The sequence below is a fragment of the Pseudomonas sp. NFPP24 genome (assembly GCF_900112095.1).
Lineage (GTDB): Bacteria > Pseudomonadota > Gammaproteobacteria > Pseudomonadales > Pseudomonadaceae > Aquipseudomonas > Aquipseudomonas extremorientalis.
Window position 1 is genome coordinate 449,205 of sequence record NZ_FOKD01000003.1, and the last position, 25,675, is coordinate 474,879.

Below are 25,675 nucleotides of genomic sequence, written 5' to 3' on the forward strand. Positions count from 1 at the left end.
CTTAATCCGGCAGGCCCGGTGGGTTGATCAGCGACGTGTCGACCCGCTCGATGTCCAGGCCCCAGCGTTGCAGCACCTGCTCATATTGGCCGCCGGCAATCGCACCTTCCAGGGCGGTGTGGATCGGCTTGACCAGGCCGTTGTCCTTGCGCGTGGTCACCGCGATATCGGCCTTCAACGGCCAGCCACCATTCACCGTGCCGACGAGCTTGATACCGCCGGTGATTGCCGCCGAATAGGCATACACCGAGTTAGGCCCGAACAGCGCATCGCTGCGCCCGGACTGCACGGCCAACTGGGCGGCAGCCTGGTCGTCGAAGTATTGCAACAGCGCCGGCTTGCGCCCCTCCTTCTCGTTGGCCTCGTTCCAGGCCAGCAGGACTTTTTCCTGGTTGGTGCCGGAACCGACGATGATCTTCAACCCGGCGATGTCCGCCGCCTGCTTGATCTCGCTGATCTTGCTGGTGCTCTTCACGTAGAAGCCGAGCACATCCTGGCGGTAGGTGGCGAAGTCAAAGCGCTTCTTGCGCGCCTCGGTCACGGTGACGTTGCTGATCACCGCGTCGTACTTGCCCGAACTGACGCCCAGGGGCCAGTCCTCCCAACTGGTCTGCACCACATTGAGTTGCAGGCCCAAGCTATCGGCAACAAGCTGCGCGGTGTCAGCCTCGCTGCCGATGGTGGTCTTGTCGTCGCTGGCCAGCAGCGCCAGGGGCGGCCCGGCCACGCCGGAGACGGCCACGGTGAACTTGCCCGGCTGGGCGAACTTGAAGCCCGGCGGGATCTGTGCGATGGCCGCCTCGTTACGCGGCACATGGATGCGCGGGCGGTCGGGGCTGAGGTCGACCTGTTGCACGGCGAATGCGTGTTGCGCGGTGCTGACGGCAAGCGCCAGCAGGGCCACGCGGGCAGTAGAGATAAACATGGGCAGTCACTCCTTGAACTACAGCACCTTGCCGAGAAAGGCCACAGTGCGGGGATGTCGCGGTTGGCGGAAAATCTGTTCGGGCGGGCCTTCTTCAATCAACTGGCCGTCGCAGAGGAACACCACGTGGTCGGCCACCTCGCGGGCAAAGCCGATCTCGTGGGTGACGATCACCAGGGTCACGCCCAGTTGGGTCAGGCCCTTGATCACGTCGAGCACTTCGCCCACCAGTTCCGGGTCGAGGGCCGAGGTGGGTTCATCGAACAGCAGCACTTTGGGGTCCAGCGCCAGGGCACGGGCGATGGCCACGCGCTGTTGTTGGCCGCCAGAGAGCTGGCGTGGATAGGCATCGACCTTGTCCGCCAGGCCGACCTTGGCCAGCAACCCGGCCGCCTTGGCCTGGGCCTCGGCCTTGCTCCAGCGCTTGTGGGCCAGGGGCGCTTCGGCGACGTTTTCCCAGGCGGTGAGGTGGGGGAACAGGTTGAAGTTCTGGAACACGAAACCGACGTCGATACGGCGCTTGAGAATCTCCCGTTCTTTGAGTTCGTAGAGCAGATCGCCCTTGCGACGGTAACCGACGTATTCACCGTCAATGGTGATATGCCCGCTGTCGATCTTTTCCAGGTGGTTGATGGTGCGCAGCAAGGTCGACTTGCCCGAGCCGGACGGCCCGAGGATCACCGTGACCTTGCCCGGGTCGATGGTCAGGTCGATGTCTTTCAACACCTGCTGGTTGCCAAAGCGCTTGCCCACGCCCTGGATCTGGATGCGCCCGGCGCGTGCTTCAGCCATGGGTCTTCTCCTTGATCCAGCCGCGAATGCGTTGCAGCGGCGTGGGTGGCAGCACCCGTGCGGTGCCCCGCGCAAAGTGGCGTTCGACGTAGTACTGCGCGCTGGTCAGCACGGTGGTGATGATCAGGTACCAGACCGTCGCTACGATCAGCAGCGGGATCACCGCCTGGGTGCGGTTGTAGATGACCTGCACGGTGTAGAACAGCTCCGGCAGGGCCAGCACGTAGACGATGGACGTGCCCTTGACCAGGCCGATGATCTCGTTGAAACCCGACGGCAGGATCGAGCGCAGCGCCTGGGGCAGGATGATCCGGAAGATGCGCCGCGAGGCCGGCAACCCCAGGGCCGCGGCGGCTTCATGCTGGCCGGCGTCGACGCCGATCAGGCCGCCACGGATGATCTCCGCCGCATACGCCGCCTGCATCAGGCTCAAGCCCAGCACGGCCACGGTGAACTGGCTGAGCACATCCACCGTCGACCACTCGGCGAACACCACGCTGGTGAACGGCACACCGAGCACGATGTGGTCATACAGGTAGGCAAAGTTGTAGAGGATGATCAGCACCAGCAACGCCGGCATCGAGCGGAAAAACCAGATATATCCCCAGGCCAATGCCGCCAGCAGCGGCGAGCCCGACAGCCGCGCCAATGCCAGCGCGGTACCAAGGATGATGCTGAACAGCGTGCTCAGCAGGGTCAGCAACAGCGTCTGCCCCAGACCACGCAGCACCGACGGCGAAAAAAACCACTGGCCGAATACGCCCCACTCCCAGCGCGGGTTGGTGGCCAGCGAGTGCACGATGGCCAGCAGCACCAGCGCCGCAAAGATCGACCCGGCCCAGCGCCAGGGATGCCGGGCGGGCACCACCTGCAGGGCCTTGATCGGCGTGGAGACACGGGCCTGGCGCACCGGACTGGGCGCGTCGATCAGGTCATAGGGTTTGGCGACGATAGGCATGGTGTACTCCTCGGCCTCAGAAGGCATAGGTCAAGCGGGTGTAGTAGTACCCGCCGGTAAAACCGTAGGGCGAATAGACGCCATAGCTGCTGACCATGGTGCTGCTCGGCACCCCTTGTTTCTTGGGGTAGATGTCGAACAGGTTCTTGGCGCCGACGGCGATGTTCAGGTCTTTGGTGAGGTTGTAGCCAAGGTCGAGATCGGTGATCCACTTGGCGCTGTAGATGCGGTCCAGGTCGCGATTGGCCGATGAGTTCACTTCCTTGTAGGAGCCGTAGCGCGTCAGGGCCAGGTTGAGGTTGAAGCGATCGATGCTCCAGTCGCCGCCCAGGATCAACTTGGTGTTGGGCTGCACGCCGGTGATCAGGTTGCGCGCCTCGCGGTTCATCAGCTCGTAGGAGGTGCCGAGGATGTGGGTGGATTCCTTGTAGTTGAGGATTCTGGTCTGGTTCCAGTTGAATGCTGCGGTCCATTTCACCGAACCGTACCGGCCGAGGTCCTGGCTGTAGTTGCTGACCAGGTCCAGGCCTTTGGTACGGGTGTCGGCGCCATTGATGAAGTACTGCCCGCCGGAGGTGGAGTGGATGCCATTGTTCTGCAATACCTGGGTGATCTCGGGGCCGAGCAAGGTGCCCGTGAGGGTGATGCGGTCGCGCAGGTTGATCACGTAGGCGTCGGCGGTGAAGCTCAGGCGGTCGGTGGGTGTGAGGGTGAAACCCAGGCTGAAGTTGGTCGAACGCTCGGGTTTCAACTCCTGGGCACCCAGGGCTTGGGCCGCGGCGGAACCCACGGGCAACACGCCGTAGTTGATCGACTGGTACACGCCGTCCACCACGCCATAGGTGGTGGAGCGTGCGCTGAACAGGCTGTTGGCCAGGGACGGCGCTCGGAAACCGTTGCTGACAGTGGCGCGCACGGCGAACTGCGGGGTGATGTCATAGCGGGTGGTCAGCTTGCCGCTGCGCGTGGCGCCGACGCCCTGGTTGTAGTGCTCGTAACGAAACGCCGTGCCGACGTACCAGTCCGGCACCGGGTTGAAGCCCACGTCGACGTAACTGGCCAGGCTGTTGCGCGAGGCGCTGCTTTCTTCGTCCGGCGAAATGCCGTTGGTGACCTGCGCGCCCGACGACGCGCAATTGCCCGGCGCCACGCAGTAGCCGCCGTTGGCATAGGATTCATAGTCACCGGCCTGCACCTCATAAGTGTCGCGCCGATGCTCGAAGCCGACGCTCAGGTCCAGAGGCTTTTGCAGGCCGATGTCGAAGCCGCGCTTGAAGTCGAGGTTGGTGGTCAGCTCGGTGGCGATCCAGGTACCGGAGGTAAAGTGATTCGGCGTGGCCTCCCCCAGGGACGGGTTCTGGTTATGGGTGGTGCCCTGCTCCGCCTCGTTGCGCCCGTAGGTGGTGGACAGGTCCCAGTCCCACTCGCCCACCGTGCCTTTGCCGCCGAATGCCGCCTGGAAATCATCCTCGTCGATAAACCACGTCGGCGTGTAGCCGCCGGGATAACCGTTGGGCCCGGTGGTAATGGTGTTGGTGATGGTCGGCAGGCGGAAGTTCTGCCCCTGCTCGGCCTTGCGCCGTGAATAGGTGGTGAAGGAATACAGGCTGAGGCTGTCGTCGATCGGCAACTCGGCGTTGTAGCCCAGGGTCAGCAGGTTGGTCTTGGGCGTGCCATAACCGCCGTACGTCGACCGCCCGGCCTGCTCGTAGGCCTGGGCATAGGTGTAGCCGTTGGCGCTGGCCTTGTTGTCATCGTTCTGGCTGCGCGCGTCGAGGGCGAGCTGCACGATGCCGCCGTCGCCGATCTCGAAACCCTTGTTGAGGCTTTGCTGCACCGTCTGTTTCTTGCCGTCATAGCCCTGGCCGATATTGGTCAGCGCGGTGCCGCTGGTGTCGGCCTTGAGGATCACGTTGATCACCCCGGCGATGGCATCGGAACCGTACTGGGCGGCGGCGCCGTCGCGCAGGACTTCCACATGGTCGATGGCGCTGATGGGGATCAGGTCGAGGTCGGCCGGGGCCGCACCGATATTGATCCCGTTGATGTTCAAGGTGGCGGCGGTGTGACGGCGCTTGCCGTTGACCAGTACCAGCACCTCGGCGGCACTCAGGCCACGCAGGTTGGGGGCTCGGGCAATACCGCTGGCGTCCCAGCCGGTTTTTTCCGGCAGGGTCAGCGAGGGGATCACTGCGCTCAGGGCCTCCATGAGGCCGGGCTTGCCGGTGTTCTGCAATTGCTTGGCGCTGACCACATCGATCGGCACCGGGCTGCTGGTGACGGTACGCTGCTCGGCGCCGCGGTTGCCGGTGACGACCACGGTGGACAGGGTGCTGTCGTCCTGGGCGTGTGCGGTGTTGGCCAGGATGGCCAGGGTGAATGCGGCGGTGGGTTGTAGCACTCGCTTCATAGGGGTTCCTGCGTTTCCAAATCGCGAAGTCGGGCCGTCACGCGGGTGGGCGCGGTGCTCGGTTTTTTTCTGGGGTGTCAGGGCGATTTGGGGCTAGGTGTGGGGCGAGGTTTGAATTGGCAACATACGTTGAACTCCCTTCCAACGGTTCTGCTGCGGGGTGGCAGCGCAGAATCCGAGTCTAGATTGGTACCATCCGAGGTCAGGGGTAGGCTGTTGAGTTCAAACATAACGGAATGGGTTTTGAAAATATAATGCTATTTGGGTATAAGCTAATATTCTTGTATTTCATTATTTATGAATTTTGTTATTCATATAAGTAATGTTTTTTGCGATTTGGGGATTGGGGCATATCCGTTATTTGGGTCACGGCGGCTTATGGTTCCGCCCTTACGGCGGGTCACTTTTGAAAAGAGCCCAAAAGTAACCAAAAGGCTCTTGCCCCAACACTCGGCACCTCGCCTAGGCTCGGTGTGCCCGTAATCCGACAGTGATTTGGGGGGCCGCCTAAGATCAAAATCAAAAGCCAGATCAAAAGCCAGATCAAAAGCAGACGGATATCTGACTGCTGTATGGAGATCAAACTGTGGGAGGGAGCTTGCTCCCGATAGCAGTGAAGCAGGCACAGATGCATCAACTGACAGACCGCTATCGGGAGCAAGCTCCCTCCCACATTTAACCGAGATCGACAGTAAAATACCGGCCACTCTGGGCTGAGGAATCAACCAGCTCTGCTTTTGATCTACACCACTCAGGTCGGCTACCAGGCCGCCGTGCTCTTGCTCTTGCTCTTGCTTTTGATCTTGATCTTGATCTTGATCTGGGGCGCCCCGTCAAACACGCTGGCCGAACGCAGGCTTGAATCCGTGGGTAACCCGGCAGGACGCCGGGTTAGCCGCCCCGCGCCATGGATGGCGCGTGGCGGCGGCCCACGGATTCAAGCCGGAGTGAGGGCACACCGAGCCTAAGCGAGGTGCCGAGTGTTGGGGCGAAGGCCTTTTGCTTACTTTTGGCTGGGCCGGCTTCCGGCCTTTCCAAAAGTGAGCCGCTGTAAGAGCGGAACCATAAGTAGCCGTTACCGAAGAAACGGATATGTACACCTACCTACCCGGCCGCAACAACTGCATCTGCTGCCGATAATCATCCGTCACCTGCCGCGCCTGCCCACTACTGGTAATCACCCTGGGCGTAATCAACACAATCAACTCCGTCCGATCCTTGGACTTACTGGTACTCCCAAACAACCAGCGCAACCCTGGGACCTTTCCCAGATACGGTACGGCACTGACACTCTCCCCGTTGTCCTGCTTGATCAACCCTCCCAGCAACACCGTCTGCCCACTCTGCACCGCCACCTGCGTCGACACCGAACGCGTCGAGATACGCGGATTCACCGGCGTATCGCTAGTACCACTCTGACTCTCGGCATCACTGACCTGCTGCTGGATATCCATGTATACCAACCCCCCCGGATTGATCCGCGGCACCACATCCAGGATCACCCCGGTCTGCACATACTCGACACTGCTCAACGTGGTATCGGCGTCCCCGGTGTTGACGGTGGTCTGGCTGATTGGAATGTTGTCCCCCACCTGAATCTGCGCCGGCTGGTTGTTCATCACCACCAGCGACGGCGCCGAGAGCACCTGGGTGCGTCCATTGGTTTCCAGCGCATGCAACGCCACCTGCAGATTCGAACTGACAAATGAGTAGAACAACGAGTCCGTCGCCCCCAGCCCTGCCCCGCCACCGCCCAGCGCACCCTGGCTGCCGGAGGCATTGGCCACCGTGGTGCTGCCGGAATTGCCCGCCAGCCGCCCTAGATACCACTGCACACCCAGGTCCAGTTCACCGGTGAGCTTGACCTCAAGAATCCGTGTCTCGATCTGCACTTGCAGGGGCGGGTTGTCGAGACGCTTGATCGCCGCTTCGATCTCTTTCCACTGCGCGGGACGGGTGCGCACCAACAGTTGGTTGCTGCTCTTTTGTGCGGTGATACGGGTACCCGCCTCCAGCGCGTTGGTGGGCGCGATCACCTTTTCCTCCGGCTCCGGTTCTTCGGCAGCGGGCGGGTTGTTCTGCAAGCCACCCGTATTGAGTGACGACAGGGTCGTCGTGCGCAGGCCAGGCGCAACCTTGGCCGGCGTGTCGTCCTTGATCGCGCCGGTGCCGTAGATCTGCCGCAGGTACTTGGCCAGGTCGGCGGCCTTCATGTTGCGCACGTCGTAGACGTACATCTGTGGCTCGTTGCCGCCGCCTTCGTCGATGGTGCGGATCCAGTCGCCGACTTCGCTGAGGTACTGGGGCTGGGAAGAAATCGCTACCACCGAGTTGGTCCGTTCAATCGGCAGAAAGCGCAGCATGCCCGCCAGGGGCATGCCGCTGTCCGGGCCGAACAGGCTTTGCAACTGAGGCATCAGCTCGGCCACTGACGCGCGTTGCAGGCCGAACACGCCCACCGACATGCCCTTGAGCCAGTCCACGTCGAAGGTGTCGATGGTGTCCTGGTAGTTGGCCAGTTCATCCGGCGTACCGGCCAGGCTCAGCACATTGCGCGCCGGGTCGACCAGCAGAAACGCATTCTCGCGGGCGAAGGGCTTGAGCAGTTTCTGCATCTCGGTGGCGGAGATGTAGCGCAGCGGAAACAGCCGCGCCGACAAGCCGCTGGAAGGTTGCGCCACGCTCATCTGCGGCACCAGCTTGCCCGCCACCGCCTGGCTGGCCGGCAGGATCACGTAGCGGTCACCCTGCTTGATCATCGCGTTGTCGGTCCAGGACAGCAGGGTTTCGAGAATCGACAAGGCCTGCTGCTTGTCCACCGGCCTGGAGGTGGAAAAGCTGACGTTGCCCTTCACGCCCTGGGCGATGCTGTAGTTTTCGTGCAGCAGGTCGCCCATCACGCTGTTGATCACCGCTTCGATGGGTTGGTCGGCGAAGTTGAACACGATGTCGCCGCCCTCTGCCTTCACACCCGGCGCGGTCGCCGGCGGACGCACGAACTGCCGGTTGCCCCGAATCAACTGGCGCTGCGCGGGGGACTTGACCAAGGGCCGGGCAACTTCCACTGGGGGCGCCTCGCCGGGCGGGCGTTGCGAGCCAGTGCCCTGCATGGCCTCGTGCAGAAGCTCATCATCCGGTTCGAGACGGTCGGGGAAGCTGCCACAGCCGCCCAGGGCAAGGGCGGTGGCCAGGCATAACGTGGAGGTGCGCATGTCGATCAAGGGAGGGGCTCGCGGGGCAAAGTAAGGGGGGGTCGCTTGGACGGTGGCGGCAAGCGCTTGGCGTAGAAGCTCAAGGTCTGGGTGCGGCCGTCCAGGCTGAAACGGGCGGATTGCGGAGTGAGGTGTTCCAGGCGCCAGCCGTTGGGCAGGGTCTGACCCAGGCGCACGGTCAGCAGCGGGCCGTCGACCTGCTTGAGCATGGCCATCTGCAGGTTGCCGGTGATCATGATGCCGCTGAGGGTGAGATGGGCCAGGCTGCTGACCTGTGCCTTGCCCACCACACGATCCGGGCTGCGATCCGGGCTGAACAGCGGCGCTTGCCACGTCGCAGCCAGGTTGTCCAACGGCACACTGGGCAGCCCTTGTACTCGAGGAGCGGGATGGGCGCGCACAGGCGCTTCGGGCAGCCATTGCGGTTCATCACCGAGGCTGCTGAGGATCACCGCCATCAACACGCCCAGCAACCCCGACAGGCCGAGCAAGCCCCACTCCACGGGGCGCAACCGGCTCATCATGGCGTCACCCGCGACGGTTGCAGGTAGCCGCGCACCAGCAGGTGCACCACCAGCTTGCCCGCACCACCACTGGCCGGCGCCTGCTGACTGCGGCGGATGCGCAACTCATCCACAAACAGGAACGGCGGCTGGTACTCCAGCTCATGCAGCAGCGCTTCCAGGGGTTCGATGGCGCAATCGAGTGTCAGGCTGACCTTGACCTGGCGATACGGCTCGCCATCGTCCTGCTCCGCGGTGATGGGCTTGCGCTGGGTCAGGCTGCACCCGCCGCCGAGGTTGGCGTGGCTATTGATCAGGTCAGCGAGACGCTGCATCAGATCAGCGGCGACCACGTCCGGGTCGTCCCCCGGCAGCAGGCTGGCGCTGCTGGCGGGGTCCTGGCGGGCTTGCTCAAGCTGTTGGCGCAACGCATCGCGTTGGCGCAACACACCGGCATAACGTTGCTGTTGCTCGCGCAGTTGTTCGGCCTGTTCGCCCATGTCACGCAAGGGGCCGGCAAACCAGCTGTCGACCAACAGCCAGTAGGCCGCGCCGACCACCACGGCCAGTAGCAGCAAGGCCGCGCCGCGACGTTCACGGGGTGTGAGGGGTCGGCGCATCGGCGGCCTCCTGGCGTAGGTGGGCGCGCAAGGCAAACTGGTCCTTGCCGGTGCGCGCATCGGGCTGGATCACCCCTTCGAACTGGGCGTTTTCCAGGCTGCGGCAGCCCTTGATGCGGGTGATCAGCGCGCTGGCCTTGGCACTCTGGCCGGAGATGGAAATTTCACCATCCTTCACGTCCAGTTGATCCAGCCAGGTGTCGGCGGGCAGGCAGGTGGTCAGGTCGTTGAGCAGCGCCGCCAGTGGCGGTTGCGCCAGTTTGCGCCGGGTGAGGTACTGCGCGGCGCCGCGGGTATTGAGCAGTTGCTGGCGCAGCGCGTGCACCTCGGCGACCTCGGCTTTTTGCCGTTGGACGCGGGCGTGCATCACGTCGATAACGCGCTGGCGGTCGTTGAGCCAGAGCAGCATCGCCGCGATCAGCAACGCCCCGCACAGCCACGGCAGGCTGCGTTGCAGGCCCATGCCGGTGGGCCGCTGCGGGCGCAGTGGCGCGGGCAGCAGATCAACGCCGAGGTCGGCCGCATCCACGCGGTGGGGATGCAGGCCGAGGGTGGCACAGTCGGCAAGCATCCGGTCCAGGCGCTCGCGCAGGATCGCCACCACTGTCACCTCAAGGTGGGTGGGCGTGCGCCGCTCCTGACGCGCCACAAAGTAGAGCTGGTCCGCCTCGAATGGCGTGTAGCGGTCCAGCTCATAACCGACCACGGCACTGAGGTTGCGCGCGGCCGCCAGGGGCAGTTGTACGGTTTGCACCAGCACAGCGTCGGCGCCGAGCATCAGCACCTGGCGCGTGCTGGCTGCTGCAACCGGCGCGCTCAATGGCCAGTGATGGATCTGCTCGGGCGGCTCCTGCCACGCCAGCCATGCAGGTACACAGGCGCGCAACTCCGCGATCCATGCCTGCCAACCCTGTTGCAGCAGGCTGCCGCGCCAGTGTCGGGCGATGGGTTCCAGTCGATTCATTCTTGCCAACGCAACACCCGGTAGGGTTGTGCGCTGTCCTCCGATGGGCTCAATAAAACGGTGACTTGCAGCCGCGCCTGATAACCGCCGGGCCGCTCGGCGCGGCTGTCCACCACCAGCACTTCGCCGGGGTCCACGCCTTCGGCGTCCTGGCGCGGCAGGTTCAGCGCCTTGCGCATCAGCGGGCTGGCGAAGGCGGGATCGGGGCGGTCCAGGTCGCTCCATAAGGTGATTTCGGGCAGCAAGCGGCTGTAGAGGGTTTGCGTCATGCCGGGCAACTGGCGTACTTCTTCCAGCACCCGCAACGGCGCCAGGCCCTGGTTGCGTCGTGCTTCGAGGGCCGTGGCCAGTTGCCTGGCCTGGGCCGGCGTAGCGCCACAGGCCAGGGCCAGGCGCGTGAAGTCCTGGGCATCAGCGTTGATCAGGTAGAGCTTGCCGCGCTCGCTGCGCAGGCTCACGTGCAAGATGGCGTCGTCAAAGCTCAGGGGGATATCGCGGCCATCGGCAACCCAGTGCCGCTCGGCCATGACCAGCGCGATGCCGGCTTCGGCGGCCAATACGGTCTGGGTGTGCTGGCGCAGCCACAGGGCCTGGCGACTTTCCAGCTGTACCCAGCCAGCCAGGCCGCCGAGCAACACGCTGAGCAGCGCCAGTACCCACAGCACCAGCAGCAACGCTGCACCGCGTTGGCGCCTCATTCTTCAACGCTTCCGCTGGACAGGTTCAGGCGCAGGGCAATCACCTGGGTGACCCAGGGCACCGGCCCCTCCACGCTGGCAGCGATACGCACGGCCGAAGGCAAGCGCCTGGGCCAGGGCCATTCACTCACCCAGCCGGTGGGTTGGCCCAGCGGCGACTCACCGCGATAGCTGAACTGCAACGCCTCGATGTTGTTCAGCAGCACCTGGGGTTCACGTTGAGAAAACCCCACCTGCAACGCCTGTTCGACCCGTTGCAGGCTGAACCGATGGATCCCGCCACCGAGCACGCCGGGCAAGGTCGAGACGAACTCCAGGCGCTGCGCCGTGCCGACAAAGAAACCATCGCCCTCGCCCACCGCCAGCGGCAACGCTTCGCTGATCGCCGTGCGCAAGAACTGTTGGGCGGCACGCACTTCATCCAGGTTCACTGTGTATGCCTGGGCCTTGGACACGGCACGATTGGCCCCCAGCAATGCACCGCCGACCAGCACCAGCAACACGCCGAGCAAGCTGAGCACCACAAGGATTTCCAGCAAGGTGAAGCCCTGTTCACGGCGCTTCACAGGCGCGCCTTCAAGGTGCTGAAGCGGGCCTGGTGCGAGCCTTCGCTGAGGACCAGGTCGAGGCGCACAATCCGTGCCTGCTGCCGGGTGCTGGTCAACTGCCAGTGGATGCCGTCGAGTTCGCCCTGACTGACGCCGTTGCTCAAGCGCCCCGCCGCTTCCTGGTCGAAAATCGTCAGCGCTGCGTGGGTCAACCGGTCGCTGTGGGCCACTTGGGACAACGAGCGCGCACTCTGGCCAAACGCAACCAGCAGCACCGTGCTGCACACCGCCATCAGCGTGAGGGCGGCGAGCATTTCCAGCAGGGTGAAACCGGCCTGGCGCTTCATGGCAGCGCCTTGGATTGCACGCTGCCGGTGAGCCAGCCGATATCGATGCGCCAACGCCGGGCGCCACTGGCCACCAGAAGATTGCCGCCGGTGGAGCTGCCGTCGGGGTAGAACTCGACGCCAGGGCCGACCTGTTCGGCGGTGTGCAGCGTGACATGCAACCGCGACGGCCACCGTTGCAACGCACGCCCCGGCGCCTGGAACGTACGGTCGCTCAGATCGAATACGGTACGCGCAGGCTGCCCGCTGACAATCGCCCCCGCCCGCGTGGTACGCAGCGCCTCCACCATCTGCCCCACCGCACGGCGTTCCTGCGCCACCTGCAAGCCCTGGCGCACGCCCAGCCCCAGCACGCTGGCAGCCAGGCTGATCAGCAGGATCACCACCAGCATTTCCAGCAGGGTGAAGCCGCGCTGCAACATGGCGGCCCTACTCCCAATTGCCCAGGTCGGCGCTGTAGCCTTCGCCGCCCGGCTGGCCGTCCTGGCCATAGAAGATCAGGTCGAACGCGCCGTGTTCGCCGGGAAAGCGATAACCGAAGGCGTGCCCGAACGGGTCCTTGAGGTCCGAAGGCTTGGCATAGCCACCGGGCCTGTCCACCAGCTGTTGCAGGCTGGTGGGCGGTGCGCCGACGTCGAGGGCGTAGCTGTCGATCTTCATGCTCAGGCTGGCCAACTGGGCCTTGCCCGCACCGTACTTGCCCTTGTCCACATTGCCGCCGACCTGGCGCACGACGATGGTGGCGACGATGCCCAGCAGCACGATCACCGCGAGCATTTCCAACAGGGTGAAACCGCCTTGGCGGCGTGGTTTTCTCATGGGGTCAGCTCCTTTATAGATTGCTGGTCAGGCTCATCAGCGGCAGCATGATCGCCAGCATGATCACCGCCACCAGCACCGCCATGACCACTGTCAGGGACGGCACCAGCGCGGCCAGCAGGCGGTCGATGCCGCGCTTGGCTTCGACGTCGAAGATGTCGGCCACCTTGAGCAACATGCCGTCGAGTTCGCCGGCCTGTTCGCCGACTTCAATCATTTGCAGGGCCAGTTCGGGCAACAGCGGCTGGCTGCCGAACGCGCTGGCGAGGGTGCCGCCGCCTTTTACCGATTCCGCCGCACGCCCGACCTGCGCCTGTAAAGCGTGGTTGGTGCAGACTTGCCGCGCAATCACCAAGGCCTGCAGCAACGCCACGCCATTGCTCAGCAGCGTGCCGAGGGTGCGTGCCAGACGCGCCGCCTCGACGCGTTGCAGCAACGGGCCGACCACGCGAATACCGAGCAGCCGCCGGTCGCAATGCTCGCGAAACAGCGGATCGCGCAAGCGCGCGGCCCCCAACCAGACGATCACGATCAACCCGGCCAACAGCGCCAGGCCATAGGCGCCGAGAAACGTTCCAAGGGCCAGGATCACCTCGGTGATCAGTGGAATCGGCACGCCCAGGTCCTGGAAGATCGGCACGAACTGCGGCACCACATACGCCAGCAGCAACGCCAGGGATCCCAGCACGCCCACCACCAGGAACGCCGGATAGATCAGCGCATTGATCACTTCGCCACGCAGCAATTGGCTGCGTTCCAGGTAATCACTGAGTTGGCGCAGGGTTCCTTCCAGCGCGCCACCGGCCTCACCGGCGCGCACCATGCTCAGGTACAACGGCGAGAACGCCGCACCCTCTTCCTCCAGCGCGGCGGACAATGGCTTGCCGGCCTTGACGCGGTCGCGCAGGCGCTCGATCAGCGCACGTACCTGGGGTGGGCCGGGCTGCTTGAGTAGCAGGCTCAACGAGCGCTCAAGCGGCTGGCCCGCTCCCAGCAGCGTCGCCAATTGCTGGGTAAAACTCACCAACGCCTGGCCCTTCAACGGCCTGTGTGCCGTGCGCAGGCCAAGGCTGCCGGCCGGTTCGATGTGCAACAGCAGCCACCCGCGCTTGTGCAGCGCCGCCACCGCAGCGGTTTGATCGGTGGCCTCCAACGTACCGTTCTGCGGCGTGCCCTGGCTGTCCAGGGCGCGGTATCTGAACAGGCTCACGCGTCCTCTCCACGGGTCACGCGCAGCACTTCTTCCAGCGAAGTAATCCCCGCCAGTGCCTGGCGCAAACCTTCTTCATACAAGGTACGCAAACCGGCGCGGCGCGCGGCCTGCTCCAGGGTCGAGGCATCGGCGTGGCGCATCAGCAGGCTGCGCAGTTCGTCGTTCATCACCAGCAGTTCGGTGAGGGCGCTGCGGCCGTGATAGGCGCCGCGATAGAGCAGGATCGGGCGTTGTTCGGTGAGGCGATCCAGGCCGTGTTCGGCGATCAGTTCGGGCGGCGCTTCGAAAGCGACACGCGTGGCCGGGTCCAGGCGCCGCACCAGGCGCTGGGCGAGGATGCCGCTGACGGTCGAGGCGATCAGGTAGCTTTCCACGCCCATGTCCAGCAGCCGCGTGATGCTCGCGGCGGCGCTGTTGGTGTGCAGGGTGGAGAGCACCAGGTGCCCGGTAAGGGAAGATTGGATGGCGATGCGGCAGGTTTCCAGGTCGCGGATCTCGCCGATCATGATCACGTCCGGGTCCTGGCGCACGATGGAGCGCAACGCCCCGGCGAAGTCCAGGCCGATGGCGGGCTTGACCTGGATCTGGTTGATGCCTTCGAGCTGGTACTCCACCGGGTCTTCCACGGTGATGATCTTGCGCTCGGCGGTGTTGAGCCGCGACAGCGCGGTGTAGAGCGTGGTGGTCTTGCCGGAGCCGGTGGGCCCGGTGACCAGCAGGATGCCGTGGGGCCGTTCCAGCAGGTCGAGGAAGGCGGCCAGGCGCTGGCCGTCGAAGCCCAGGCTGGGAAAGTCGAACTGCACGGTTTGCCGGTCCAGCAGGCGCAGCACCACCGACTCGCCGAAACTGGTGGGCACCGTGGACACCCGCAGGTCCAGCTCCTTGCCCTGGATACGCAGCATGATGCGCCCATCCTGCGGCAGCCGGCGCTCGGCGATGTCCAGCCGCGCCATGATCTTCACCCGCGAAATCACCGCCGCCGAGGAACTGGCCGGCGGCGCTTCGGCGTCATTCAGCACACCGTCGATGCGGTAGCGCACCTTGAGTTGGTGTTCGAAGGGTTCGATGTGGATGTCCGAAGCACGTTGCTCCACGGCGCGTTGCAGGATCAGGTTGACCAGGCGGATCACCGGCGCTTCGGAGGCCAGGTCCTTGAGGTGTTCGATATCGTCCTGGGCGCCGCCCTGTTCATCGAGGTTTTCGATCAGCGTGCCCATGGCCGAACGGCCCTGGCCGTAGTAGCGCTCGATCAGTGTGTCGACCTCAGTGCGCGGACCAATGGCCAGCCACACCGGCACCTGGCATGCATAGGCCAGGGCCTGGAACGGATAGCGCAGCGCCGGGTTGGCGGCCAGCACGCGCAGGCCACCCTGGGTCCAGCCCATGGGCGCGACCTGGTAATGGCGCATGAAGCGTTCAGTCAGGGCAGGCAAGGGATCGAGCAACGGCGGCGCGGCGTCCGCCAGCAACAGCGGCGCACCGAGCAACGCCGCCCAGGCGCGGGCCAGTTCGATATCGGAAACCAGGCCCAGGCGGGTCAGCAGGCTTAGCAGGTCATCCGACGGCAAGCGCCGGGCGCGCTCCAGGTCCACCGTTTTCAGCCCAGCATGCTGCATCAGCCACGCACACACCTGGTCGGTGTGCGGGATCTGCATCTGGCAGGCATCGATAGGCGCTGACGACATAAGGTTGAGGTATCTAGTATTGCGAGAAAGTATGGCTATTTGGAACTACTTAAGCATGCCATTAGTTAGCCATAACCCAAGCGAGAGTAAGCCGGGGTTATCGACTGGAAGTTATAGCGCTAGTTCCTGAAAGAGGGGAATAAAATAAACACAATGACCAAGAACCCCGTGACAGAGCCTTAGCAGCTAATAGCCACTACTTCGCTAGTTGCAATTAGCCACTTGTGCGCTTTCCCACAATTAAACGGCAGCCCGATAAATTCACAGAACTTACTTCACCTGTGACGCGGAGCACACTCGCACTTTCGAGTGGCCGTTCACCAGGATTATCGAGCGTTGAAATGTGGGAGCGCGCTGACTGGATTGCGTGACTGTTTTTGGGGCTGCTTCGCAGCCCAACGCGGGGCAAGCCCGCTCGCCACAGCAGGCCGGCCCACCACAGCAGGCCGGCTACACAGAACAAAAACCGTATCCACGATGCGAAGCGAGTCGGTCTTGATCAGGCCTTGGTCCGAGTGCTTTTTTCAACCAGGCACATCGGCGTGCCGGCGACCGGCTCTTGCATCACCTGTACCTGCACCTCAAATACCCGCCGCATCAACTCGGCACTGACCACCTCCGCCGGTGCGCCATCAGCGACCAGTTTGCCGCCGTGCATCACCGCCAGGTGATCGGCATAACGACAGGCCTGGTTGATGTCATGCAGCACAGTGATGACGGTCTTGCCCTCGGCAGCCAGTTCGCCCATCAGGTCGAGCAGTTCGACCTGATGGCTGATGTCGAGGTAAGTGGTGGGTTCATCCAGCAGCACCACCGGCGCATTCTGCGCCAACACCATCGCCAGCCAGGCACGCTGGCGCTGGCCGCCGGACAGGTCCGCCAGGGCGCGATCAGCCAGCACGTCCAGTTCCAGGCGCTGCATGGCTTGCCTCACGTGAGCCTGATCACTGCCGCTCAGGCGTCCCCACAGCGAGTTATGCGGGCTGCGGCCATAGGCAACCAACTGGCGCACGCTGACGCCTTCCGGCACCGGCAACACTTGCGGCAAGAATGCGATGTGCCGGGCCAACTGGCGGGCAGACAGGCTGGCATAGGCCTGGCCATCCAGGGTCAGCTCGCCCTGAGTCGGCTTGAGGATACGCGCGAAGGCCTTGAGCAAGGTGGACTTGCCGCAGCCATTGGGGCCGATCAACGCGGTGACCTTGCCGGCGGGCGGTGCAAAGGACAGACCTTTCACGATACGGGTGGCGCCGTAGCCGATGTCCAGCTCGCGTGCCTGGAGAATACTCATGTCATCAACCCTTGAACCGTGCCAGCAACCAAAGAAAATACGGCGCGCCGATCACCGCCGTAAGCACCCCGGCGGGGATTTCGCTGGGCGCGATCAGCGTGCGCCCCAGCGTATCGGCGAGCACCAGCAGCAACGCACCGATCAGCATCGCCGCCGGCAGCAGGTACTGGTGATGCCCGCCCACCAGCCGGCGCGCCATGTGCGGCGCGACCAGGCCGATAAAGCCAATCGGACCGATCACCCCCACGCCCAGGCTGGTGAGCAACACCGCGCAGGCCATCGCCGACCAACGCGTACGGCTCAGCGCGGTGCCCAGGCTGTGGGCCGCCTCATCGCCCAAGGCGATCAGGTTGAGCGGCTTGGCCAGGCACAGGCCCACGGGGATCAATACGAGGAACGGCAACACCAGCGCCACATGGTGCCAGTTGCGGCTCCACAGGCTGCCGGTCAGCGCGAGCAGCGCGGTGTTGATATCCAGGGGATGAGAGAGGATCAGAAACTCGGTGACACTGGACAAGGTCACCGCAATCGCCACCCCGGACAACGCAAAGCGCACCCCGGAAAAACTCACGCCGGTGTTGTACAGCGCCAGCAGCAACGCGCCGCCGGCCCCGCCCAGGCAAGCCACCAGCGGCAGCCACGCAATCGGCAACTGCGGCCAGCCAATGATCGCCACGGTCAGCGCGAGCCCGGCGCCCTGGGTTACGCCGAGGATCTCCGGCGAGGCCAGCGGATTACGGATCACGCCCTGCACAATCGCCCCGGCCAGGCCGAAGGCCGCACCGGCGAGAATCGCGATCAGGCTGCGCGGCAGGCGGTGGTTCCACACTTCGAAGTCAAGGACGTCGTGGGCCAGCAGGCGTTCGAAAACGGTTTGCGGCGTGAGCCACAGGGTGCCGGCGCTGAGGCTGACCCCGGTTGCCAGCAGCAGCAACCCGAGCAGCAGCCACAGGCGCAGTCGTGGTCGGATCATAGGGCGCGCCTGGCAAGAAAGAGGAAAAACGGCGCGCCGATCAGCGCGGTGACCACTCCCGCCGGCGTTTCCACCGGGAAGGCAACGGCGCGGCTGAGCAGGTCGGCCCCCAGCACGATCACCGCGCCCAATGTGGCGCTCAGCGGGATCAGCCAGCGGTAGTCATTGCCCAGGAACTGACGCAGGATATTCGGCGCGATCAGCCCGACAAACGCGATCGGCCCCACCGCACACACGCTGGCGCCCACCAGCAGCAAACTGGCGACAAACACCTGCAGACGCAGGCTGGCGATGCCGACGCCCAGTGAGCGTGCGGCGTCTTCGCCGAGGTTGATCAGGTTCAGGCGCGGCGCGCACCAGAGTGCCCACAGGCCGCCGATCAAGGCGCATGGCCAGAGCACTTGCACCTGCGCAGCGCCGACATTGGCCAGTGAACCGGCCAGCCAGTTGAGCACGCTTTGCGCCTGGGCCTCGACCAGGATCACTGCGAGCCGGGTCAACGCGGCGCACAACGCCGCCACGGCCACGCCAGCCAAAACCAGACGGCCCTGGGCCGTGGTCGGCGACCAGGCACCGCCGAGGCTGAACACGGTGATCCAGGCCAGCGCGCCGCCCAGGCAGGTCATCAACAGCGCACCGCCGGCAAAGGGCGGCGCGACCAGGCCGGTGGAAAACAGGGCCAGTCCCAGCGCGGCGCCCGCCGTCACGCCAAACAGCGACGGCGAGGCCAGGCGGTTGCGCGTAATGCCCTGCATCAGCGCCCCCGCGAGGCCCAGGCAGGCACCGACCAACGCGGCACACACGGCCCGTGGCACACGCAACTGGGCGACGATATAGGCCATGTTGCCGCCGACGCGGCCCTGGTGAACCAGGCCATTCCACGCATCCGTCGCTGTCAGGGTGAATGGCGACCAGCTGTACAGCGACAGCCAGAACAACCCGGCACCCGACAGCAGAATGCCAATGGCGGCGAAACTGCGTTGCACGGTTATTGGCTCAATACGGCTTTGCCGCCCTTGAGAATCGCCAGCGCATCCTCGGCGATCTGCTCCGACGCCAGCACGCCACGGTTGCGCGCCCAGCTGTCGCCATCCACTTCGGCCACATGCTTATTGCGCACGGCGCCGAGCACTTGCCACAACGGCTGCTTGCTCCAGCTGTCGACGAGGCTGGGGCGACGGTAATGACCGACCAGCAACCAACCCGGGTCGAGGGCCAGCAACTGTTCCAGGCTGACGAACTCGGTGGGCGCGGCGTTGGCGCGTACCGATGGGACTTTCAGGCCGATGGCCTCAAGCACGCTGCCGGCGTAGGAGTCCGGGCCATGCACGGAGAAGCTGTCCTCACGCGCCACACCGAACAACACGCTGGCGCCGGCCGGAATCTGTTGCGCGATGGCCTTGAGGTTTTCACGGTTCTTCTGGATGCGCGCCTCCATCTGCGCGCTCTTGCCGAGGGCCTTGCCAATCAGTTCGGCGGATTTGAGGCTGCCCTGGTAATCCTCGCCACGGGACGGCAACAGCAAGGTCGGCGCGATGCTCGCCAGGTCGCTGTACAGCGCCTGGTGGCGATTAAGGTCGGCCACGATCAGATCGGGCTTGAGCCGGGCGATCTCCTCGATGCTCGGCTGCGAGCGCAGGCCCACCGACTGCCATTGGCCGATGGCCTGGCGTACGCGGGGCAACACGCGGTTGGCATCGCCATCATCGGCGGCGCCGACCGGGGTGACGTCAACGGCGGCCAGGCTGTCGAGAAAGGAGAATTCCAGCACCACCACGCGTTTGGGGGCATCGGGCAGATGCACGGCGTGCTGGCCGTCGTTGAGGTCGATGGGGGCGGCGCTCAGCAGGCTGGACGAGAACGCCAGGACACAGGCGGCCAGGGTGGGGATGGAACGCAGCATTCGCATGACAAGGACCTCGGCGTTAAAACACCCCGGCTAGGCAGGCCGGGGAAAACGGCGGGTACTATTCCATATCGGCGCGGCGTGATCAAAAAACATTCTCATTTATAACCTGCACGGCCCAGTGTCAGAAGTCGACGGTGGCCGACAGCAGGTAGGTGCGCGGCGTCGACAGGGTCAGCCCCGGCTCGCTGTCATCCGATGCACCGGCCGAGCTCCAGTAGCGTTTATCGGCGACGTTCTCCACATTCGCCCGCAGGGTGATGTGCTTGTCATCCACCTTGAAGCCATAGCGTGCACCCACGTCGAGGCGGTTCCAGGCGTCGATTTCCTTGACGTTGGACTGGTCCAGGTACTGCGAGCTGGAGTAGATGCCACGGCTGGTCAACGTCAGGCCTTCCAGGCCCGGCACGTCCCATTCGGCGCCGAGGTTGACGTTGTACTTGGGCGTGGCCGGCGCACGGTTGCCGTCCCAGGTGCCATTGGTGGTGTCTTTGAGTTTGCTGTCGATGTACATCACCCCGCCCAGCAGGCGGAAGCCCTTGAGCGGTTCGCCGAACACGCTCAGTTCCACACCGGCATTCTCGCGCTTGCCGTTGGGGCCAAACAGCCGCGTGGTCGCATTGGTTTCATAGGCCGGTTGCTTGATGCGGAACACGGCGGCGGTCACCGCGAAGGCACCGGCATCGTACTTGGCGCCCACTTCCACCTGGCGGCTGATGAACGGCGGGAAGATCTCGTCTTCGTTTCTCGAGGTCGACGGCGCGATCTTGCCCTGGCTCAGGCCCTCCATGTAGTTGGCGTACAGCGACAACTTGTCGGTGGCCTTGAACAGGATGCCGCCCGACGGCGATACCTTTTCTTCGTCATAGGCGGTGTCGCCTTTGATCCCGTCGCTCCAGTCAGTCACCTTGACCCGCTGCCAGCGCGCACCGAGGGTGAGCAACAGGCGGTCGTCGAAAAAACCCAGGGTGTCGGACAAGGCCACGCCGCTGAATTTGTTTTCGGTGTAGACCTTGGGATCGAAGCGCGTCGGCCGTGACGGCGTCGGCGACTGCACCGGGTTGTAGAGATTGCTCGACGGCGCCGTATACCGCGCACCGCCGTTGGTGAAGTCCATGTCGAAGTAGCTGGCGGCCAGGTTGACCTCATGGCTCACCGGCCCGGTATGGAACCAGTTGCGCACGCCAGCGGTGTAGGTGCGCACGTTTTCATCGCGGGTGAAATCCCGCGGCTGCACGCTGAAATCGCCGGCCGCATTGGTCACCGAAACCGCGTGGCGCAGGAAGTCGTGGTTGCTTTTGCGCGCGCCCACGCCACCGTAGAGCATCACGTTGTCACTGAGGTCGTACTCGGCGTTGACCGTACCAAAGGTGTCATTGGTGCGAGCCTTGCTCCACGACTGCGCATAGTTGCGGCGCACGTCGTTGGCACTCGGGACCGGCGCAGCGGCCGCCACCTGCACGCGCTCCTGGGGGGCATCGGTGTCGCGCTCGGTGTGGCCGATATCGGTGGAAAGGCGCAGGCGCTCGCCGCGAAAATCCAGGCCCAGCACGGCCATTTCGCGGTCGACGCTCTGGTGGTCCCAGGCGGTGTCGCCGGATTGCTTCACGCCGTTGAAGCGAATGCCGTACTGGTTGTCCTCGCCAAAGCGTCGGCCAATGTCGACCGCACCGCCAGCCTGGCTGTCGGACGCCCAGTTGCCGGTAAACGAGTTGATGTCCTTGTCGGTGGCGCGCTTGGGCACCACGTTGATCCCGCCGCCCACGCTGCCACGCGGCGAGATGCCGTTGATCAACTGGCTCGGGCCTTTGAGGATGTCGACGCGATCGGCCATTTCCATGTCGATGGTGTACGTCGGCAGCACGCCGTACAAGCCGTTGTAGGCCACGTCACTGTTGAACAGGCTGAACCCGCGAATGGTGAATTGCTCGTAGCGCCCACCGGCCGGGTTGGTGGCGCGCACCGAGGGGTCGGCCGCGATCAGGTCGCCGAGGGTGCGTGCCTGCTGGTTTTTCACCGCCTCCTGGGTGTAGGTGGTGATGCTGAACGGAGTCTCCATGAAATCCCGCGTGCCCAGCATGCCCTGCGCCGTGCGGCGCGCCACCTGGCCACCGGCGTAGGTGTCGCCGTCGTACAGGCCGGTGGTGCCGAGGATGGACGTGGGCGCCAGCTCCAGGCTGCTGCCCTCCGGCACCGGCACCAGCATGTAGGCCTGCTCGCCCATGGCTTGCAGTTGCAGGCCGGAACCTTGCAACAGGCGGGCAAAGCCCTCCTCCACGCCGTATTCGCCGGACAAGCCAGTGCTGCTGCGCCCGCTGACCAGCGCCGGGTCCACCGACAGGTTGACCCCCGACAGCCCGGCAAAACGCGTCAGCGCCGCGCTCAGGCTGCCCGCCGGCACTTGGTAGCTGCGCCGCGCGGCGGTGTCTTCGGCGTAGCTGACGGCGGCGAAAAACGGGCTGGCGCTGAGGCTCAGCATCAGGCTCAGTTTGAGCAAGGGGCGGACTGCGGGCATTGGCGGAAGCTCTCGATATTGTTCACTTGCCTGGAATGACAGGCGAGGTGAAAAAAAGGGACAGGCTTCAGCCAATTTTTTTCGCTTACCACACTGCGATCGTTGAATCCGTCCTTGGCTCCGTTCCGCCGCACAATACACCACTGACCGGATCACGCAGGATGATCTGGCCACGCCCGTAGTCGGTGAGGTCGCTGGCGATCTGCACCTGGTGCCCGCGTCGCGCCAGGGCATTGGCCAGGTCACTAGAGGCACCGTGTTCGATGCCGACCTTCATGTCGCCCAGCCATTGCCAGCGCGGCGCGTCCAGGGCCGCTTGCGGGTTGAGGCCGAAGTCCACCAGGTTCATCACCATCTGCACATGGCCCTGGGGTTGCATGTAGCCGCCCATCACGCCGAATGGCCCGAGGGCCTGCCCGTCCTTGGTGAGGAAGCCGGGAATAATGGTGTGGAAGGTTTTCTTGCCCGGTGCCAGGCAGTTGGCGTGACTTGGGTCGAGGCTGAATTCCTGCCCACGGTTCTGCAGGGCGATGCCACTGTCGGGCAGCACCACGCCGGAGCCGAAGCCGTGGTAGTTGCTCTGGATGAACGAGACCATATTGCCCTCGGCATCCGCCGTGGCCAGGTACACCGTGCCGCTGGCATGGGGGTCGCCGGGCTTGGGCGGCTGCGCCTGTTCGCCGATCTGCCCACGGCGGCGGGTGCTGTAGGCATCGCTGAGCAGGTCGGCGACGGCCACGCGCATGTGCAACGGGTCGGTGATGTGGTGCAGGCCGTCGCTGTAGGCGAGTTTCATCGCCTCCAACTGGAGGTGCCAGGTCTGCTGGCTGTCGCGGTGATCGAAGCTGAAGCCTTCAAGGATTTTCAACGCCATCAGCGCCACCAGGCCCTGGCCGCTGGGCGGGATTTCCCAGACGTCCACCCCTCGGTAGTTGACGTGGATAGGGTCCACCCATTGGGCGCGATAATCCTGGAGGTCGCTGGCGCGCAGGTAACCGCCACTGGCCCTGGAATGCGCATCCAGGCGTTCGGCCAGGGCACCGCGATACAAGCTTTCGCAACGGGTAGCGGCGAGTTCTTCCAAGGTACGTGCCTGGGCGGGGTTGCGGAATATCTCACCCGCCCGGGGCGCACGGCCGTCGATCAGGAACGTGTCGAACCAGGCGTCCAGGGCCGGGTCACGATGGGGGCCGAATTCATCCAGCGCGGCCTGCCAGAGCTGGGCGATCACCGGCGACAACGGGAAGCCGTCACGCGCCAGGCTGATGGCGGGCTGCAGCAACTCGGCAAACGGCAACTTGCCGAAGCGCTCGGACAGCTCGGCCCAGGCCGAGGGGCAACCGGGCACGGTGACCGGGGTCCAGCCATACAGCGGCATCCGGTCGTGCCCCGCCGCCTTGACCGCCTCGATACTCAAGGCCGCCGGCGCGTGGCCATTGCCGTTCAGGCCGTGCAACCGGCCCTTGCACCAGACCAGCGCGAACGCGTCGCCGCCCAGGCCACAGCCGGTGGGCTCCACCACCGTCAGCGCGGCCGCCGTGGCAATCGCCGCATCAATGGCGTTACCGCCCTGTTGCATGATCTGGATACCGGCCTGGGCCGCCAGGGGCTGGGACGCCGCAACCATGCCGCGACGGGCAAACACGCTTTGGCGCTGCGAGGGATAGGGGTACTCGTGAGCAGAAAATTTCAACATGGCTAAGACTCGTCAACACAGGGTGATGGAAAGACTCACAACACACGACTGAGAAAGGCCCGGGTACGGGGATGGCTGGGGCGGCTGAAAATCTGTTCCGGCGGCCCTTGTTCGATGAGTTCGCCCTGGTCGAGCACCACCACGCGGTCGGCCACTTCACGGGCAAAGCCCATTTCGTGGGTGACCACCACCATGGTCATGCCCTCCTCGGCCAGCTCCTTCATCACCTGCAGCACCTCGCCGACGGTTTCCGGGTCGAGGGCGCTGGTGGGTTCGTCGAACAGCATGGCCTGGGGTTTCATCGCCAGGGCGCGGGCAATCGCCACCCGCTGCTGCTGGCCGCCGGAAAGCATCGACGGGTAATGGCTGGCCTTGTCCGCCAGGCCGACCCGCGCCAGCAATCCACGGGCTTGCTCCAAGGCTTCGGCGCGCGGTATGCCGAGCACCTGGATCGGCGCTTCGATGATGTTTTCCAGCGCGGTCATGTGGGGGAACAGGTTGAAACGCTGGAACACCATGCCGATGTCGCGGCGTTGGCGCGCGATGTTGCGCTCCGAATCGCGTACCAGGCTGCCATCGCTGCGCTCGCGATAGCCCATGGCACGACCGTTGACGCGGATGCGCCCACTCTGGATGTCTTCCAGCAGGTTGATGCAGCGGATAAAGGTGGTCTTGCCCGAGCCGGAGGCGCCGATCAGCACCACCACTTCGCCGCGCCGCACTTGCAGGGAGATGCCCTTGAGGATCTGCAGGGTGCCGAACGACTTGTGGATGTCCAGCGCCTCGATGATCAATTCTTCACTCTGGTGCGCCATGGTTATCGTCCCCTCAGCAGTTTCAAGGTGCTGCGCCCGAACATGCGGCTGGACGCCGGTGGCGGCGCGGATGGCCGGTCGGACTGGCCAAAGCGCGCCTCCAGCCAGCGCTGGAAAAAGCCCCACAGCGTGGTAAGCATCAAAAAGTAAATCGCGACCACCAGGTACAACTCGAACACGCGGAACGTCGCCGAGGTGACCATCTGCGTGCTGAGCAGCAACTCCTGCACGCCGATCACGCTGACCAGGGTGGTGTTCTTGAGCATCACGTTGAACTCATTGCCCAGCGGCGGCACGATCACGCGGAACGCCTGGGGCAGCACGATGCGCCGCATCAGCTTGGCAAAGCCCATGCCCAGGGAACGCCCGGCTTCGTATTGGCCCTTGTCCACCGCGCCGATGCCGGCGCGGATGATCTCGGCCATGTACGCGCCTTCGTTCAAGCCCAGCGCGATGATCGCCGCCTGGATATTGCCGGGGATGACCAGGCCGAACAGCGCGATGTCCTCGAAACGGAAAATCCCACCCGCCGCCAGCGCGGTGTACAGGAATACGATCTGCACCAGCAGCGGCGTACCACGCATCAGCCACACATAAAAGCGTACCGGCAAGTGCAACAGCGGGTTCTTCGACAAGCGCAGCAGCGCCGCCGCCAACCCCAGCACGCAGCCCAGCAGCATCGCCGACACCGCGATCAAGCAGGTCAGCCACAGCCCGGTGAGGTACACCCCGCTCGGCTGCAACAGGTACTGCCAGAACACATCCCAATTGAAATTCATCGCCGG

The 25,675-nt window shown here is 64.5% G+C and carries 23 protein-coding genes; all 23 read right to left on the reverse strand.

Features of this window, described 5'->3' with window-relative positions:
- Window position 1: 1 nt before the first annotated feature.
- On the reverse strand, window positions 2-925 hold the full coding sequence (locus tag BM026_RS08920) for an ABC transporter substrate-binding protein (RefSeq protein WP_071492149.1): 924 nt from the start codon (window positions 923-925) through the stop codon (window positions 2-4).
- 18 nt (window positions 926-943) lie between these two features.
- Window positions 944-1,717 (reverse strand): amino acid ABC transporter ATP-binding protein, encoded by a 774-nt coding sequence (locus tag BM026_RS08925; protein WP_092244447.1) that lies wholly within the window; start codon window positions 1,715-1,717, stop codon window positions 944-946.
- Window positions 1,710-2,675 (reverse strand): amino acid ABC transporter permease, encoded by a 966-nt coding sequence (locus tag BM026_RS08930; protein WP_092244444.1) that lies wholly within the window; start codon window positions 2,673-2,675, stop codon window positions 1,710-1,712. Before BM026_RS08930 ends, BM026_RS08925 begins: the two co-directional genes overlap by 8 nt.
- A gap of 16 nt (window positions 2,676-2,691) precedes the next feature.
- Window positions 2,692-5,085 (reverse strand): TonB-dependent receptor plug domain-containing protein, encoded by a 2,394-nt coding sequence (locus BM026_RS08935; RefSeq protein WP_093528151.1) that lies wholly within the window; start codon window positions 5,083-5,085, stop codon window positions 2,692-2,694.
- Window positions 5,086-6,185: 1,100 nt separating this feature from the next.
- A complete protein-coding gene (gspD, locus tag BM026_RS08940) occupies window positions 6,186-8,297 on the reverse strand; it encodes a type II secretion system secretin GspD (protein ID WP_093528154.1) in 2,112 nt (703 codons plus the stop codon).
- 5 nt (window positions 8,298-8,302) lie between these two features.
- A complete protein-coding gene (locus tag BM026_RS08945; protein ID WP_093528157.1) occupies window positions 8,303-8,821 on the reverse strand; it encodes a general secretion pathway protein GspN in 519 nt (172 codons plus the stop codon).
- A complete protein-coding gene (gene gspM / locus BM026_RS08950) occupies window positions 8,818-9,420 on the reverse strand; it encodes a type II secretion system protein GspM (RefSeq protein WP_093528160.1) in 603 nt (200 codons plus the stop codon). Before gspM ends, BM026_RS08945 begins: the two co-directional genes overlap by 4 nt.
- On the reverse strand, window positions 9,395-10,384 hold the full coding sequence (locus BM026_RS08955; protein WP_093528163.1) for a type II secretion system protein GspL: 990 nt from the start codon (window positions 10,382-10,384) through the stop codon (window positions 9,395-9,397). The genes gspM and BM026_RS08955 overlap by 26 nt, the downstream gene beginning before the upstream one ends.
- Entirely contained in the window at window positions 10,381-11,082 is a 702-nt protein-coding gene (locus BM026_RS08960; protein WP_071492157.1) for a general secretion pathway protein GspK, read from the reverse strand. The genes BM026_RS08955 and BM026_RS08960 overlap by 4 nt, the downstream gene beginning before the upstream one ends.
- The gene (locus BM026_RS08965) at window positions 11,079-11,648 is read right to left on the reverse strand and encodes a prepilin-type N-terminal cleavage/methylation domain-containing protein (protein WP_092250473.1); all 570 of its coding nucleotides are present in this window, start codon (window positions 11,646-11,648) and stop codon (window positions 11,079-11,081) included. The genes BM026_RS08960 and BM026_RS08965 overlap by 4 nt, the downstream gene beginning before the upstream one ends.
- Window positions 11,645-11,977, reverse strand: coding sequence for a type II secretion system protein (locus BM026_RS08970; protein WP_058427615.1), 333 nt, complete (start codon window positions 11,975-11,977; stop codon window positions 11,645-11,647). The genes BM026_RS08965 and BM026_RS08970 overlap by 4 nt, the downstream gene beginning before the upstream one ends.
- Window positions 11,974-12,399 (reverse strand): GspH/FimT family pseudopilin, encoded by a 426-nt coding sequence (locus tag BM026_RS08975; RefSeq protein ID WP_092250470.1) that lies wholly within the window; start codon window positions 12,397-12,399, stop codon window positions 11,974-11,976. Before BM026_RS08975 ends, BM026_RS08970 begins: the two co-directional genes overlap by 4 nt.
- Before the next feature lie 7 nt (window positions 12,400-12,406).
- Complete coding sequence (locus BM026_RS08980) at window positions 12,407-12,796, reverse strand: type II secretion system protein GspG (protein ID WP_010209194.1); 390 nt, start codon at window positions 12,794-12,796, stop codon at window positions 12,407-12,409.
- Window positions 12,797-12,809: 13 nt separating this feature from the next.
- Entirely contained in the window at window positions 12,810-14,006 is a 1,197-nt protein-coding gene (gspF, locus tag BM026_RS08985; RefSeq protein ID WP_093528166.1) for a type II secretion system inner membrane protein GspF, read from the reverse strand.
- Window positions 14,003-15,664, reverse strand: coding sequence for a GspE/PulE family protein (locus BM026_RS08990; RefSeq protein ID WP_371914405.1), 1,662 nt, complete (start codon window positions 15,662-15,664; stop codon window positions 14,003-14,005). The genes gspF and BM026_RS08990 overlap by 4 nt, the downstream gene beginning before the upstream one ends.
- Before the next feature lie 529 nt (window positions 15,665-16,193).
- Window positions 16,194-16,985, reverse strand: coding sequence for a Fe(3+) dicitrate ABC transporter ATP-binding protein FecE (gene fecE, locus BM026_RS08995; protein ID WP_093528172.1), 792 nt, complete (start codon window positions 16,983-16,985; stop codon window positions 16,194-16,196).
- A gap of 4 nt (window positions 16,986-16,989) precedes the next feature.
- Window positions 16,990-17,958 carry an iron chelate uptake ABC transporter family permease subunit gene (locus BM026_RS09000; RefSeq protein WP_093528175.1) on the reverse strand — a complete coding sequence of 323 codons (969 nt, stop codon included), beginning with the start codon at window positions 17,956-17,958 and terminating at the stop codon, window positions 16,990-16,992.
- Window positions 17,955-18,944, reverse strand: a complete 990-nt coding sequence (gene fecC / locus BM026_RS09005) for an iron-dicitrate ABC transporter permease FecC (RefSeq protein ID WP_093528178.1) — start codon at window positions 18,942-18,944, stop codon at window positions 17,955-17,957. The genes BM026_RS09000 and fecC overlap by 4 nt, the downstream gene beginning before the upstream one ends.
- Before the next feature lie 2 nt (window positions 18,945-18,946).
- Window positions 18,947-19,861 (reverse strand): Fe(3+) dicitrate ABC transporter substrate-binding protein FecB, encoded by a 915-nt coding sequence (locus BM026_RS09010; protein WP_371914406.1) that lies wholly within the window; start codon window positions 19,859-19,861, stop codon window positions 18,947-18,949.
- A gap of 127 nt (window positions 19,862-19,988) precedes the next feature.
- Window positions 19,989-22,379, reverse strand: a complete 2,391-nt coding sequence (locus BM026_RS09015; protein WP_092250450.1) for a TonB-dependent receptor — start codon at window positions 22,377-22,379, stop codon at window positions 19,989-19,991.
- Window positions 22,380-22,464: 85 nt separating this feature from the next.
- Window positions 22,465-24,075 carry a gamma-glutamyltransferase family protein gene (locus BM026_RS09020; RefSeq protein WP_093528184.1) on the reverse strand — a complete coding sequence of 537 codons (1,611 nt, stop codon included), beginning with the start codon at window positions 24,073-24,075 and terminating at the stop codon, window positions 22,465-22,467.
- A 35-nt stretch (window positions 24,076-24,110) separates the two neighbouring features.
- Window positions 24,111-24,890 (reverse strand): amino acid ABC transporter ATP-binding protein, encoded by a 780-nt coding sequence (locus tag BM026_RS09025; protein ID WP_092250444.1) that lies wholly within the window; start codon window positions 24,888-24,890, stop codon window positions 24,111-24,113.
- A gap of 2 nt (window positions 24,891-24,892) precedes the next feature.
- Complete coding sequence (locus tag BM026_RS09030; protein ID WP_058426249.1) at window positions 24,893-25,669, reverse strand: amino acid ABC transporter permease; 777 nt, start codon at window positions 25,667-25,669, stop codon at window positions 24,893-24,895.
- Between the last annotated feature and the right edge of the window lie 6 nt (window positions 25,670-25,675).

Coding starts and splice junctions, on each gene's coding strand:
- BM026_RS08980 (WP_010209194.1), bottom strand. CDS start 12,796: ATGAGAAAACCACGCCGCCAAGGCGGTTTCACCCTGTTGGAAATGCTC.
- BM026_RS08990 (WP_371914405.1), bottom strand. CDS start 15,664: ATGCAGATCCCGCACACCGACCAGGTGTGTGCGTGGCTGATGCAGCAT.
- BM026_RS09030 (WP_058426249.1), bottom strand. CDS start 25,669: ATGAATTTCAATTGGGATGTGTTCTGGCAGTACCTGTTGCAGCCGAGC.
- BM026_RS08945 (WP_093528157.1), bottom strand. CDS start 8,821: ATGATGAGCCGGTTGCGCCCCGTGGAGTGGGGCTTGCTCGGCCTGTCG.
- BM026_RS09020 (WP_093528184.1), bottom strand. CDS start 24,075: ATGTTGAAATTTTCTGCTCACGAGTACCCCTATCCCTCGCAGCGCCAA.
- BM026_RS08975 (WP_092250470.1), bottom strand. CDS start 12,399: ATGTTGCAGCGCGGCTTCACCCTGCTGGAAATGCTGGTGGTGATCCTG.
- BM026_RS09010 (WP_371914406.1), bottom strand. CDS start 19,861: ATGCTGCGTTCCATCCCCACCCTGGCCGCCTGTGTCCTGGCGTTCTCG.
- BM026_RS08930 (WP_092244444.1), bottom strand. CDS start 2,675: ATGCCTATCGTCGCCAAACCCTATGACCTGATCGACGCGCCCAGTCCG.
- BM026_RS08960 (WP_071492157.1), bottom strand. CDS start 11,082: ATGAGGCGCCAACGCGGTGCAGCGTTGCTGCTGGTGCTGTGGGTACTG.
- BM026_RS08955 (WP_093528163.1), bottom strand. CDS start 10,384: ATGAATCGACTGGAACCCATCGCCCGACACTGGCGCGGCAGCCTGCTG.
- BM026_RS08920 (WP_071492149.1), bottom strand. CDS start 925: ATGTTTATCTCTACTGCCCGCGTGGCCCTGCTGGCGCTTGCCGTCAGC.
- fecE (WP_093528172.1), bottom strand. CDS start 16,985: ATGAGTATTCTCCAGGCACGCGAGCTGGACATCGGCTACGGCGCCACC.
- BM026_RS09015 (WP_092250450.1), bottom strand. CDS start 22,379: ATGCCCGCAGTCCGCCCCTTGCTCAAACTGAGCCTGATGCTGAGCCTC.
- BM026_RS08935 (WP_093528151.1), bottom strand. CDS start 5,085: ATGAAGCGAGTGCTACAACCCACCGCCGCATTCACCCTGGCCATCCTG.
- gspM (WP_093528160.1), bottom strand. CDS start 9,420: ATGCGCCGACCCCTCACACCCCGTGAACGTCGCGGCGCGGCCTTGCTG.
- gspD (WP_093528154.1), bottom strand. CDS start 8,297: ATGCGCACCTCCACGTTATGCCTGGCCACCGCCCTTGCCCTGGGCGGC.
- BM026_RS09000 (WP_093528175.1), bottom strand. CDS start 17,958: ATGATCCGACCACGACTGCGCCTGTGGCTGCTGCTCGGGTTGCTGCTG.
- BM026_RS08970 (WP_058427615.1), bottom strand. CDS start 11,977: ATGAAGCGCCAGGCCGGTTTCACCCTGCTGGAAATGCTCGCCGCCCTC.
- BM026_RS08925 (WP_092244447.1), bottom strand. CDS start 1,717: ATGGCTGAAGCACGCGCCGGGCGCATCCAGATCCAGGGCGTGGGCAAG.
- BM026_RS09025 (WP_092250444.1), bottom strand. CDS start 24,890: ATGGCGCACCAGAGTGAAGAATTGATCATCGAGGCGCTGGACATCCAC.